The sequence below is a fragment of the Gaoshiqia hydrogeniformans genome (assembly GCF_049347105.1).
In the GTDB taxonomy this organism is placed as follows: domain Bacteria; phylum Bacteroidota; class Bacteroidia; order Bacteroidales; family Prolixibacteraceae; genus Gaoshiqia; species Gaoshiqia hydrogeniformans.
In genome coordinates, this window is record NZ_CP186334.1 from 542,109 (window position 1) to 554,549 (window position 12,441).

Sequence of the window (12,441 nt, forward strand, 5' to 3'; positions counted from 1 at the left end):
TTATGCAACTTTGTTGCGGTTAGAGTTTGCTTTAGTCTAATGAAATAAGGCCTTAAAATAACAATTATTGATATTGAGCGAAACGCGAAATGTTATAAGACAGGCCAATTTTGATTTTTCTCAACAGTAAAGATAATCACATGCCTATAAACTTGTACTGCAAAATCTCAATTTCGTGTTAATTTGAATTAATTATAAACGAACCCCGGACAATAACCTCCTTTTATTTTACCGAGCCAATATGAAGCTCTTCCCGGATGACCGTTTTCGCGTACCGGTTCTTTTTTACAACCACCTTGCCTCTCCATTTGCCTGAAAAATAATACGCGATCAGGATACACATTCCGGCAAACCAACCCGTTGGCTCCGCCCACCAAATGCCGTTAACGCCGATTTCCGACGAAAGGAGGTAGGCCATCGGTATCCGGAAAAGATACAAGGCCGTTAAGGATGTCAGCATGGGAATAAAGGTAGCCCCGGCGCCACGCAAAAAACCGGTAAATGAAAACATCACCGACAACAAAAGATAAAACGACGACACAATCACCAGGTAGTCCTGCCCGATGGCAATCACCCCGGGGTCGGGCGTGAAAATTTGGATGATATACTTCCCGAAAAGAATGATCAATACCGATACAAAAACCGAATATCCCAGCGAAAAAAGCAGGGTAACTTTCAATCCTTTTCGTGCGCGGTCTTCCCGGTAAGCGCCCAGGTTTTGGCCAACAAAAGCCGACAAGGCCGAACTAAAGGTCATGGCGGGCATTTTTGCAAACGAATCGACCCGGATAGCTGCCGTGTAAGCGGCTACGGCATTAGTGCCAAAAGTATTTACAATGCCCATGATGGCCAGCATCCCAAAAGCCACAAAGGATTGCTGAAAGCCGGTAGGCAAACCAATCCTGACACAGCTTTTAAAAATATCGCGGTCAAAAATATACCGGCGAAACGATAATTTGATGACCGGATGTTTCTTCTCCAGGTACCAGGCAGCCGAAATAAAAGCGCCGGCTTGCGAAACGACGGTAGCCAGTGCAACTCCCTCGATCCCCCACTTAAAAACCAGCACAAAGAGCAAATCGAACAACACATTGGTCATGGTGGAAATGATCATAAAGTACAAAGGGGTTTTGGAGTCGCCCAAACCACGCAAAATAGACGTAATTCCCGAGAATCCAAAGAAAAAGAACATTCCCGACAAGTAAATATTCAGGTAAGTAACTGCTTGCGGTAACATGTCTTCGGGCAACTGCAAAAGCTGAAAAATTTGCCTGCTCAACCCAATGCCGATCGCTGTTACGAAGATGGAAGACACCAAAAAGAAAATAAAAATCGTGTCGATGGTTCGTCTCACATGGTCCATTTGCCTGGCGCCGAAATACTGCGAAACCACGGTTGACGCCCCTGAGCCGACGCCAATAACCAACGAGATCAGGGTGAAAATAATCGGAAACGATGCCCCTACTGCCCCCAGCGCTTCCTTGCCCAGATAATTTCCGACAATTACGCTGTCAACAATATTATACATGTTTTGAAAAATATTCCCCAGCACCAGCGGAACAGAAAAACGCAGAATTAAAGTGGCCTCCCTTCCCTCCGTAAAATCTTTCATAACTCAGAATAAAATTTTCAAAGCTCCTTAATTTTTGCTGAATATCAAAATGACCTGCCGGAAGCAAAACCCGTTTTGCCTGAAAATCTGCACGGCTCAACGGAAAACCTTAAGTTAATGTTGGGTTAAGTTTTTCTGTCGCCGCTGCTGTTCTGTCAGGATTCCGTTATTTTTGCCGCAAAAACAAATCACGTCATGAAAAAACGTATTTTATTTGTCTGCCTGGGAAATATTTGCAGGTCTCCGAGCGCCGAGGCAGTCTTCAACGGAATGATCAAAAAGGAAGGATTGCAGGATGTGATTGAATGTGACTCTGCCGGAACCGCGGGGTACCACGAAGGAGAACGGGCCGACCAGCGAATGCAAAGTCACGCGATACGCCGGGGTTACCGTCTGACGTCCATTTCACGAAAATTCAGACCGGAAACGGACTTTGACCAATTCGACTTCATCATTGGCATGGACGACCAGAATGTGAATGATTTGCAGGACATGGCATCGAACAGCGATGATTTAAATAAAATCTATAAAATGACCGATTTTTGCTCCAATGGCGGACATTATTCAGTACCGGACCCCTATTATGGTGGCTCAGAGGGTTTTGAACTGGTGTTAGATATCCTGGAAGACGCCTGCCAGGGTTTATTGAACGAATTAAAAGGTTAAATCACCAGTTAAACAACTGAAGGTTAAACCTTTCAGTTCGACAATTGTTTATATACGAAAGGGGAAGAGGAAGATGGATCAGGACCGGTTTTATAGTTCTATTACAAACTATTACGAACAAATTTTTCCGCTGAACAAACAGCAGCTTGAGTTCGTAATGTCCGAGTTTAGCAGCCTGGAAGATTTCTATTTTCTCGATGCAGGCTGTTCGACCGGGCAATTGGCCAATGAACTCAGCCGGCACGGGGCATTGGGTTGCGGGATCGACCTGAACGGAGAAATGATTAAACGGGCCATGAACCTTTTCGCTTCACCGGGCCTCAGTTTCCGGAAACTGAATATGCTGCACCTGGACCGGTCATTTCCGCCACGTTATTTTGATGCAGTCATCTGCTTCGGAAATACCCTGGTACACCTCGACTCGGTCACTCAAATCAAAAATTTCTTCAAACAGGCTGTCTGCATCCTCAAACCAGGGGGAAAACTACTGCTTCAACAATTAAATTACGATCAGATCCTGGAACAGCAACTGACCGAATTACCCCTGATTGAAAACGAACAAATCCGTTTCGAACGTCACTATGTCCTGCCCAAAGGAGGCCAGTCCAAAATTGAGTTCCATACCCGGTTGACCATAAAAGACAGCGGAGAGAGCCTTGAAAACAGCGTTGCCCTGTTACCCGTTAAAAAAAATGAGCTGGAAAAACTGCTCATCCTGGCCGGGTTTAAGCAAGTCCGCTTTTATGCCAATTTTGCCAAAGCGCCCTATACCGGAGACCATTTGCCCCTGGTGATGGTCGCGGACTGTTAAAACGGGAAACGTCGTTATTCAGATTATCATCAATAAATAGCCCAAGGCCGCTCCACCGGCAACAACCAAGGCGCTGTTCAGTTTTTTAAAGGCAACGGAAACCGCCAAACTGGTCACGGCAATCAGGCTTGTCCTCCAATCGGTCAGGCTGTCTTTTCCCATTTCAATACACACCACCAAAATAACGGCAACCGATGCCACGTTGACGGCATCCAAAAATGCAGCCATGTATTTTGATTTCCGTAAGCGGGGAATAAGCGGGTTGAGCAAAGCCACAAATAAAAAAGAAGGCAGAAATATGCCGAAAGTGGCCGTCAATGCTCCCCAAATACCATTCATTTGCCAGCCAATAAAAGTGGCTGTTGACAACAGCGGTCCGGGCGTAAACTGTCCTACCGCAACGGCGTCGATCAATACTTGCCTCGTCAGCAACCCTTTACCTACCAGTTCGGCTTCGAGAAAAGCAAATAACACGTAACCGCTGCCATAAAGCAATGTACCCACCTTAAAGAATATCCACAAAATTTTCAAATTCCCGATTTGCAAGGCCGGAAGGGTGGTTTGCAATAACACCACGGGTAAAAAGCTGTTGGCCGTCCGATTTGCATTTCGGCTGACAGCAAGTAAAAGACCTGAAAGCCCGCAGCCAAACAGGGCAACAATTTCATTCAGACCAAGCAAACAGGCGATTACCGTTAAAACACCCAAAATGCCCAGTTCAATATTTTTTAATGCCTTTTTTCCCAGCGCAATCAAAGCAGAAACAATAATGGCAATTACCGCCGGTTTAATGCCGTAAATAAAAGGCTCAACTTTGGGCAGTTGTCCGTATTGCTGGTACAACCAGGCAAAAACAGAGGTAATCAATACGGCCGGAAAAATAAAACTAATACCCGCCACAACGAGTCCTTTCCAGCCTGCCCGTTCGTATCCGCAGTGCATGGTCATTTCCGTTGAATTTGGACCAGGTATCAGATTGGTTGCTCCCACCAGGTCGAGAAAATGCCCGTGTGTCATCCACTTTCGTTTCTTCACCACTTCATCTTCCATCATGCTGATGTGAGCTGCAAAGCCGCCAAAAGAAATGCTCCCCAGTTTGAAAAACAGTTTGGCAATTTCCTTCAATTCCCGCTTTCTATCCATTCTTCATCAGCTTTTTGTCGATCGACCAACAACCGCCTCCTTTGATAAAAAGAAAAATACTTCCGAGAAGCATCGACCAATCGGTCCGGCTCGCGTGAAGCATTTCCCAAATCCCCTGATTGACCAATATGTCTGTTTTGGTGGTCGAAATGGCAACAAGCATAATGATGATGGTTGGAATACTTACTAAGCGGGTAAATAAGCCCAGCAACATGAAAGCGCCGCAAAGGATTTCAAACGCGCCGACAAAAGGTCCCAGAAAATCGGGAAAGGGTAAACCAATTTTTTCAAATCTTCCTGCCCCAAGTACGGCCGGAAATAAATATTTCTGAATTCCTTCGGAAAGGAAAACAGCGCCAACAATTAAACGAATGATAATTGTTGTTTTTGAATGGTCTGTTTGCAGAATTTTTTGAATCATTTTAATTTCTTTGAATAATCACAGTCCGGGTAAAACGATCGGCATGCGTCAAAGGTAGCTTACAGCTTAGCTGTTGCCGGTTTATAGTGTCGTTTCAGCCAATGGGCCAGGCCGTCGAGCCCCGGGAAAAGCACCCGTTCGGTAATGTTTGCCTGGTCGAGCTTATCGCGCACCTCCCACTTCAGTTCTTTCGGTATAATGAGCCGCCGATACAAATCGGGATGCCGGATCAGCCAATGATCGAGGATGGAAGTCGGATCGTTCATCACCGAGAAAAATGCAAACTGGTTGACGATGCGTTCATCAATTGACGGCGGTTCGAAAAAAAGCACCTGGTCTTTGCCCATCTTTTTATCCAGATCCGAAAGCGAATGAATGCTTTCTTCGAGCAACTCAACCGTGAAGGCATTACATTTTTCTTCCTGAAGCTGGCAGTTAAGCGGCTCGTTGACCAACTGGTTCACTTTCACGAAGTCGACCTTCCAGATCACCCCGTCGAGATCATATTTTTCGGTATTAACCGTCGCAAAGTGCATGGCCACAAAGGGCGAATAAGTCCAGTCGAGCAAGCGCGTAGGCAAACCGTGATGTTGCGCCATCACCAGCGCCCGCCAAAAAGAACCGCCAAGCTGTACATCTTTCGAAATAGAATATTTTCTGAAGTTTCGCAACAGGTGATACTCCAACTCCGGCCGCGAACCGCAATTCCGTAGAAAGCTGTTCTTCAGTTCGTAGCCCGAGTCCGACAAACCGCGAAAGGCAAAATCAGACCGGTATCGGCCCATACCCGGTTTCCAGGAATCGTGATAAACTTCCTCGCAAAGTTCTTCCCAACTGCTGACAATGTGATCATTCTGATCTATTCTTCCTTGCTTTGTTTCCATCCGGTTGAACGCTAATTTTCTCCACTTAAAAGCTCATGGAAGGTACGGATTTTTTTTTCGAATTTACTGAAAGTCTTTTTCAAATTGGTTGTTACTTGTTCTCCGAAACGATATTTTTGAGGACTGAAATTAAAATTGCGGCACGATGAACAGGAGAAACCACTTACTCTTCATCCTTTTCATATTGATGGCTCATCCTGTTCTGGCTCAAACAGAAGAACATTCCAACCCTGTTTTACAGGTTCCCATCTATTTTTCGGAGATTAACCCCGAAAACGCCCTTGGCATCCTGACCCTTGACCTTCCCTTCCATTTTCCCGGCGAAAATCAGGCAAAAAACCAGGTTTCATTCGGTTATTCCATGGGTAACACCTGGCATCCGCAAACCCGTTTCGTTTACCCCGAAAACCTGACGCCAAAACAACGGGAACAAATCCGGGATATCCATATGACGCTTCGCCCGCAATACTTTGAGGTGTTTGATATCGATACAAAAGAAAAGCTCTATCAATCGGACGGAGTTTTACAACATTTCCGGTTTAGCTGGATCCACCAGTGGAGAAACCGTCACAGCCTGATCCTCAACATGAATGCGCATATGCTCAATGGAGGAAAGTCGCCGGTTAATTTCCTGGTAAGCGACTGGTTTATTGAAAATTTCCATACCCAGTTCGCGGTGGAAGATAATTACGGGCGCCGCCTGTTCCCGTTTAACCGGGCATCCGTTCAATTTACGGACGAACAAGGCCATACCTACCGAAAAGATAAAGGAGATGTATTCACCGGGGTATTCGACCTGCACTATTACCGCCGGATTTTCCGTTCGCAATCGTCCCGTTGGCGGTTCGATTCGCAGCTCGCCGGCCATCTTTCCTTGCCGTTAAATGATTTTCACAACTACATCATTCCCGGAGTCAGCGCCGGCTTTCGTATCGACCGGAGGTTGGGTGCAAACAGCTCGTTTACCTTTGCCACAGACGGCGGAGTTGCCGACCAGCAGTTTCTGAAAATCAGCCGGGAGATTAACGGTATCGACTGGAGGTACCGGAAGCACGCTAAAGCTTACTTCGGATTTAATTTCATTTCGCCCCGGAATAAAATAACCACGGTTGGCATCCTGAATAATTTTCAGGACCCGCTGTTGAAAGGGTACTCTTTTTCGGGCAGCCTGACCGATTACGAAACCATCGGGCTCAAATACCTGGACGAAGGCGACACCTGGGAGGGCGAGCCGGTATCTCAGGAATTCTGGCTAACCAACCTGACCCCCAAGTCGCTTTATTATTATTCCGTCAAGTCTTATATCGTCCTGGGTTTTCACCACAAAAACCGCGAATTCACTTTTTACGTCGGCGAAGATATCATTTCGATTAACAACGCGCCCGATTTTCAAATCGGCATTCAGTACCGGATCTCCCTGAAGGATAAAAAGTAGCCGCGGGTCAAAAAAAGTTTCATGAACAAGCCGGGGATTTTCTTGTTTAGAGGACAAAACCATTTTGAGATGACAGCTATTTCAGAGAAAAGAGAGCGATTGCCGGGATGGATGAAATCACCCCTGCCAAGTGGCGAAAACTACTCAAAAGTTAAGCGATTAATTGCCGAGCACCAGTTAAATACAATCTGTACCAGCGGCAACTGCCCAAACAAGGGAGAATGCTGGAATGCCGGTACGGCCAGCTTCATGATTTTAGGCGACAAATGTACCCGGAACTGCCGGTTTTGTTACGTTAAAAATATGCTCCCCGACCCGGTTGACTGGGACGAGCCGCGTCGGTTAGCCGAAACCATCCGCACGTTGGGACTGAAACACTGTGTGATCACCTCGGTCGACCGCGACGACTTAGCCGATGGCGGAGCCGGATTCTGGGCAAGCACCATCCTGAAGATAAAAGAATTGAGCCCGGGGACAACCATCGAAACCCTGATCCCCGATTTTCATGCAAAGGAAGAATTGGTACAGCAGGTTATTGACGCCAAACCGGAAGTCATCTCGCATAACCTGGAAACCGTGAGACGCCTGACGCCAAAAATCAGGAGCACAGCCCGTTACGACCGCAGCCTAAAGGTGATTTCTTACGTGGCCAAATCAGGTATTGTACCCAAGTCGGGCATCATGCTCGGTTTGGGCGAAACCCCCGCCGAAGTACTCGAAGCGATGGACGACCTGAAAGAAGCCGGCTGTAAGGTGCTCACCCTCGGACAATACCTGCAACCCGCCCCTCACCTGATGAAGGTGGTGGAATACATCAGTCCCGAACAATTCGTCATTTACCGGAAAGAAGCCTACAAACGCGGATTCCGCTACGTGGAAAGCAGCCCGCTGACGCGTTCGTCGTACCATGCAGAAAGGCATGTCGATGCCTGAAAACAAACTCATCATGAAAAAATTATTACACAAACTCATTGAGAAAGAGGACCTGACACCCGAAACCTTTGTCCTTCATTTCGAACGAAACGGTTTTGTCTTTTCTCCCGGACAGTACGTCATCCTTCGTAACCCTGAAACCGGCGACGGGCGGGAGTATTCGATATATAGTTCTCTGCACGACCGGAAACTTTCGTTCCTGGTACGCGAGGTGGAAGGCGGCGATTTTTCGCGTTTTTTGCGTCACCTTAAACCGGGGTCGACAATCGGGATTGAAGGTCCGCGCGGTTTTTTTGTGCTGGACGAACAGGTAAAATCGGGCCACCCCGCGCTGTTTATTGCCTCAGGGACCGGCATTTCTCCTTTTCATTCGTTTGTAAGGAGTTACCCCGACATGAATTATACGGTCTTGCACGGGGTTCATTTTGCCGATGAAGCCTACGGAAAAGAAGCTTTTAAACCGTACCGGTTTTGCCTTTGCACGTCGCGTGAAGAGTCGGGAAATTATTTTGGCCGGGTAACCTATTATTTAAAGGAAAATCCGGTTGATCCGGAAACCATTTGTTACCTCTGCGGAAATTCGGATATGATTGAAGAAGTAACCGGCATCCTGGAATCTTACGGGGTTTCGCCCGAAAATATTCGTTCAGAGGTCTTTTTCTGAAGATGGGAGACGGGAGACGGGAGAACGGTAGCAAGCCACTTTTTACTTTGTTACTTTGTTACTTTGCCACTCAGGCACTTTTTTAATGAAGGAAACGCCATGAAGCGCATAGTTCGCAGAGGAACACGGCATACACAGCATGGGGCGGAGAGCACGGGGCGAAGGGCAAGGAGTAATTACCGGGGACCGGCCTTTGCGGCGAAAACCTACCGGTTGGAAGTGCGGGCCTCTGTTTATCACAATAGCGCAGCTCGTATCGGAACATTGCCGGCAGAACTAAATGTTATTGCTTAATATTAAACCTTACTTGTCAGGGTGTTTAGCCTTATAAGGCTAAACACTTTGGCAAAGGCTGCGAAGGTATATAACAAAGGCTGCTAAACTGTCTCACAAAGGCTGCTGATTAGTCTGACCTGATAAGGACACGAAATCCGTAAGCCAAACCTTACACCTGTCAGGTTTTTGAAACCTGACAGGTGTAAGACAAGTTATCCATGTCCTATGCTCCAAGCTCCATGCCCAGTGCCCAATTATTAGCCAATAACCAATTTCCGCAACCTCCACACCGAATACTGAATACCGGTTACCGATCACAGAATATCCTCCCATCCCGGCGGGGATGATTCGTTGTTACCGCAAATCAATCACTTCAACTCCGGGATGTTTTGCAGCATTGAAAACAAAAACATAATCATCAGCTGCCACATTAGTCTTCAGGTCGTTCACCTTCACGATGTAGTTATTGCCTTCCTGCCCGATCATTTCAGCTTTCTTAATCAGCATCTTTTGCTTATCGATATAAATCCTGACACGGGAATACTCGATTGACTTTGCCTGGGGAAGCAAATCGATCACATAAACAACCGTTCCGTCAACCGTTGTTTCTTCGATAAACTTGTAGTTAAACCCATGCTCGTAAATGGTAAATAATTTTGAAGGGTTCATCAGTTCTCCGCTATCCTCGTCAATTTCAGCGACAGTCACTTCATTGGCATCTTTCATGTAGGTCCACACCTGTTTCCCGTCGCAATACACTTCGAGCCCGAGCAGCGGCAGTTTGAGCTGATACTTCGCTCCTTTCATCAGAATATTGCCCTTATTTTCCTCATGGATGCCCTCTTCTTTATTTTCCATGATGTAGTCGAAGGTAGCCTGGATGGTGGTATACGACTGGGTGGTTTTGGTGACATTTTCAAGAATGGATTTTGCTTTGGGGTCTTGTTGCGCAGAGACCAGGAATGCAGCAAAAATAATGACTGCTGATACAATTAGTTTCTTCATTTTCTTTTTTTGTTTACAAGCTATTCAATAATTGTTCCAAACTATATTCATCCTGAAGTAATACCTGCCGGGCTTTGCTTCCTTCGCTCGGACCTACAATTCCGGCAGCTTCCAGTTGGTCCATAATCCGGCCTGCCCGGTTGTAACCAATCGAAAACTTACGCTGAATCATCGATGTCGAGCCCATTTGATTCATCACCACCACCCGTGCGGCTTCGTCAAACAACTCGTCGCGGTTGTTCAGGTCGGTTTCAAGCGCCCCACCCTCGCCTTCGGCCACATACTCGGGCAGCATAAACGCCGTGGGATAACCTTGCTGGGCCGCAATGTGTTCGCAGATACGTTCCACCTCGGGAGTATCGACAAAGGCGCACTGCAAACGGGTCATACTGCTGCCCATCGCGATCAGCATATCGCCTTTCCCGATTAACTGGTTGGCTCCCGGAGTATCCAGAATGGTCCGCGAGTCGATCATCGAAGCCACCTTGAAGGCAATCCGCGTGGGGAAGTTGGCTTTGATCACCCCGGTGATGATATTAATGGAAGGACGCTGGGTGGCAATAATCATGTGAATACCCACCGCGCGGGCCAACTGCGCAATACGGGCAATGGGCAATTCAATTTCCTTACCGGCAGTCATGATCAGGTCGGCAAATTCGTCGATAATCACCACGATATACGGCAGGTAACGATGTCCTTTTTCCGGGTTCAACCGGCGGGCCACAAATTTGGCATTGTATTCCTTGATATTCCTTACATGTGCTTTTTTGAGCAGGTCGTACCGGTTATCCATCTCCAGGTTTAAGGAATTCAGGGTGTATTTTACCTTTTGGATATCGGTAATAATCGGTTCCTCATCGTCGGGCAGCTTGGCCAGAAAATGTTTCTCGATGGTCGAATACAGGCTCAACTCAACTTTTTTGGGGTCAATCATCACCAGTTTCAGTTGAGACGGGTGCTTTTTATACAGCAGCGAAGAAATAATGGCATTCAAGCCGACTGATTTCCCTTGCCCGGTAGCTCCGGCCACCAGGATATGCGGCATTTTGGTCAGGTCGATCAGGAAGGTTTCATTCGAAATGGTTTTACCCAGTACAACCGGCAGGTCGGCGGTACTCTCCTGGAATTTCTTGGATGAAATGATGGACCGCATGGAAACCACTTCCGGGTTCTGATTTGGCACTTCAATCCCGATGGTTCCCCGTCCGGGGATCGGGGCAATAATACGGATCCCCAGAGCAGCCAGGCTGAGGGCAATATCGTCTTCGAGGTTTTTGATTTTAGCGATGCGGATTCCCGGCGCCGGAACAATTTCATACAGCGTAATCGTGGGCCCGATGGTCGCCCTGATCTTGGTAATTTCGATCTTATAGTGCCGGAGTGTTTCTACAATTTTATTTTTATTCGAGATCAGCTCTTCGTTGCTCACCTCGGCATTCCCCGCGGGATGGTCGTCGAGCAGGTCGATGGCCGGAAACTTGTACATCGACAGATCCAGTGTCGGATCGTATTCTGTTACATGATCGCCGGGGAGGTAATCATCGTCGGTTTCCTCTTCATTCTTTTCAACCATCATTTCCAAATCTTCCTGATCATCGTCCGGTTTTTCCATCCGCTCCGACACATGAAACCCGACACCCGAAACATCCACCTTCTCATCAATTTCAGGGTCATCGCTGTCGGGGTTAAAAATCGTTTCAATCAGGTTGTCTCCGTGTATGATTTTCGAGATTGCATCATCGGCGGCCGGCCTGTCGGCGCTATTAGCCGGTATTTCTTGTTTTACAGGAACGGGGGCAGCAGGTTTAAACCATCTGCCAAACCACTTTTTCAGCCAGGGAATAAAATTTTCAACTCCGAAAAGAATGATTAAGAACAAACTGCAAACCAGGAGGAAAAAAGCGCCGATACTTCCAAACATCGAACTGAGCCAGTTGGCCATCACCAGCCCGTTGCTACCTCCCGTTTGTAAAAAGCCGTTCATCTTAAAACCGGACAACAGCAGGCCCGAGAAAACAGAAATCCAGAAAATGAGCGCCACCGAAAACAGGATAGCCCGCCCAAACCGGACCAACGGCCTGCCCCAAAACTGGAATGCCGTGATGATCAGCAAATAAATCAATAAAAAAGAAGACAGGCCAAAACCCCGGTTAATGATTGATTCGCTTAAAAAAGCGCCGGTTTTCCCGGCCTTATTCTGTACTTTAATGTCAGCATTCCGGATCAACTCCCTCCACGACAAATCCAGCTTACTGTGATCGGCATGCCCGTATATCAAAAACGAAACAAAAGCCACCGACAAATAAAGTCCCAGCACAAACAGGAAGAGCCCAACCGTATATTTGAATTTATCACCTGTAAAAAAGGAACGAAGTCCTTTAAAGAAGCCATTTGAGGAAGGTGATTTTTTATTTTTTATCTTTTTTGCCATGCGATTTTGTAAAATTCGATTGCAAAGTTAACGAATTTTGGACAGGATATCTTGCCTGCAAGCGCAAGTAAAAGTCGCCGAAGACTCAATTTTTGAGAATGAATCTAAATTTCAGGTGGAAACAAATAATCTTTTCAAAAAAACGCTGTCAATTAAAGCA

11 protein-coding genes are annotated in these 12,441 nt (G+C 46.8%); 5 read left to right on the plus strand and 6 right to left on the minus strand.

What is annotated here, in order from left to right:
• Positions 1–223: 223 nt before the first annotated feature.
• Positions 224–1,612: an MATE family efflux transporter gene (locus ACOIT5_RS02250; RefSeq protein WP_423128840.1), complete on the minus strand. Its 1,389-nt coding sequence runs from the start codon at positions 1,610–1,612 to the stop codon at positions 224–226.
• Positions 1,613–1,807: 195 nt separating this feature from the next.
• Here ACOIT5_RS02250 and ACOIT5_RS02255 point away from each other — a divergent pair, with 195 nt between their 5' ends.
• Both ACOIT5_RS02255 and ACOIT5_RS02260 read left to right on the plus strand, forming a co-directional pair.
• Complete coding sequence (locus ACOIT5_RS02255; RefSeq protein WP_423128841.1) at positions 1,808–2,278, plus strand: low molecular weight protein-tyrosine-phosphatase; 471 nt, start codon at positions 1,808–1,810, stop codon at positions 2,276–2,278.
• A gap of 73 nt (positions 2,279–2,351) precedes the next feature.
• Positions 2,352–3,089 (plus strand): class I SAM-dependent methyltransferase, encoded by a 738-nt coding sequence (locus tag ACOIT5_RS02260; protein ID WP_423128842.1) that lies wholly within the window; start codon positions 2,352–2,354, stop codon positions 3,087–3,089.
• 18 nt (positions 3,090–3,107) lie between these two features.
• Here the strand turns inward: ACOIT5_RS02260 and chrA are convergent, their stop codons facing one another.
• The 3 genes from chrA to ACOIT5_RS02275 are packed head-to-tail and all read right to left on the minus strand — an operon-like array spanning position 3,108 to position 5,537.
• On the minus strand, positions 3,108–4,232 hold the full coding sequence (chrA, locus tag ACOIT5_RS02265) for a chromate efflux transporter (RefSeq protein WP_423128843.1): 1,125 nt from the start codon (positions 4,230–4,232) through the stop codon (positions 3,108–3,110).
• Positions 4,225–4,653, minus strand: a complete 429-nt coding sequence (locus tag ACOIT5_RS02270) for a DoxX family protein (protein ID WP_423128844.1) — start codon at positions 4,651–4,653, stop codon at positions 4,225–4,227. The genes chrA and ACOIT5_RS02270 overlap by 8 nt, the downstream gene beginning before the upstream one ends.
• Positions 4,654–4,712: 59 nt before the next feature.
• A complete protein-coding gene (locus tag ACOIT5_RS02275) occupies positions 4,713–5,537 on the minus strand; it encodes an FRG domain-containing protein (RefSeq protein ID WP_423128845.1) in 825 nt (274 codons plus the stop codon).
• A gap of 145 nt (positions 5,538–5,682) precedes the next feature.
• Here ACOIT5_RS02275 and ACOIT5_RS02280 point away from each other — a divergent pair, with 145 nt between their 5' ends.
• The 3 genes from ACOIT5_RS02280 to ACOIT5_RS02290 all read left to right on the plus strand — a co-directional run bounded on the left by ACOIT5_RS02280 (position 5,683) and on the right by ACOIT5_RS02290 (position 8,569).
• On the plus strand, positions 5,683–6,972 hold the full coding sequence (locus ACOIT5_RS02280; protein WP_423128846.1) for a hypothetical protein: 1,290 nt from the start codon (positions 5,683–5,685) through the stop codon (positions 6,970–6,972).
• Positions 6,973–7,041: 69 nt separating this feature from the next.
• Complete coding sequence (lipA, locus tag ACOIT5_RS02285; RefSeq protein WP_423128847.1) at positions 7,042–7,905, plus strand: lipoyl synthase; 864 nt, start codon at positions 7,042–7,044, stop codon at positions 7,903–7,905.
• A gap of 13 nt (positions 7,906–7,918) precedes the next feature.
• The gene (locus tag ACOIT5_RS02290) at positions 7,919–8,569 is read left to right on the plus strand and encodes a ferredoxin--NADP reductase (protein ID WP_423128848.1); all 651 of its coding nucleotides are present in this window, start codon (positions 7,919–7,921) and stop codon (positions 8,567–8,569) included.
• Between the two features lie 630 nt (positions 8,570–9,199).
• Here ACOIT5_RS02290 and ACOIT5_RS02295 read toward each other — a convergent pair.
• Together ACOIT5_RS02295 and ACOIT5_RS02300 are read right to left on the minus strand one after the other, a co-directional pair.
• Positions 9,200–9,850 (minus strand): LolA family protein, encoded by a 651-nt coding sequence (locus ACOIT5_RS02295; protein WP_423128849.1) that lies wholly within the window; start codon positions 9,848–9,850, stop codon positions 9,200–9,202.
• 13 nt (positions 9,851–9,863) lie between these two features.
• Positions 9,864–12,281 (minus strand): FtsK/SpoIIIE family DNA translocase, encoded by a 2,418-nt coding sequence (locus ACOIT5_RS02300; protein WP_423128850.1) that lies wholly within the window; start codon positions 12,279–12,281, stop codon positions 9,864–9,866.
• Between the last annotated feature and the right edge of the window lie 160 nt (positions 12,282–12,441).

Bases quoted from the DNA above. Each gene is read 5' to 3' on its own strand.
- ACOIT5_RS02250 (WP_423128840.1), bottom strand. From the start codon at position 1,612: ATGAAAGATTTTACGGAGGGAAGGGAGGCCACTTTAATTCTGCGTTTT.
- ACOIT5_RS02255 (WP_423128841.1), top strand. From the start codon at position 1,808: ATGAAAAAACGTATTTTATTTGTCTGCCTGGGAAATATTTGCAGGTCT.
- ACOIT5_RS02260 (WP_423128842.1), top strand. From the start codon at position 2,352: ATGGATCAGGACCGGTTTTATAGTTCTATTACAAACTATTACGAACAA.
- chrA (WP_423128843.1), bottom strand. From the start codon at position 4,232: ATGGATAGAAAGCGGGAATTGAAGGAAATTGCCAAACTGTTTTTCAAA.
- ACOIT5_RS02270 (WP_423128844.1), bottom strand. From the start codon at position 4,653: ATGATTCAAAAAATTCTGCAAACAGACCATTCAAAAACAACAATTATC.
- ACOIT5_RS02275 (WP_423128845.1), bottom strand. From the start codon at position 5,537: ATGGAAACAAAGCAAGGAAGAATAGATCAGAATGATCACATTGTCAGC.
- ACOIT5_RS02280 (WP_423128846.1), top strand. From the start codon at position 5,683: ATGAACAGGAGAAACCACTTACTCTTCATCCTTTTCATATTGATGGCT.
- lipA (WP_423128847.1), top strand. From the start codon at position 7,042: ATGACAGCTATTTCAGAGAAAAGAGAGCGATTGCCGGGATGGATGAAA.
- ACOIT5_RS02290 (WP_423128848.1), top strand. From the start codon at position 7,919: ATGAAAAAATTATTACACAAACTCATTGAGAAAGAGGACCTGACACCC.
- ACOIT5_RS02295 (WP_423128849.1), bottom strand. From the start codon at position 9,850: ATGAAGAAACTAATTGTATCAGCAGTCATTATTTTTGCTGCATTCCTG.
- ACOIT5_RS02300 (WP_423128850.1), bottom strand. From the start codon at position 12,281: ATGGCAAAAAAGATAAAAAATAAAAAATCACCTTCCTCAAATGGCTTC.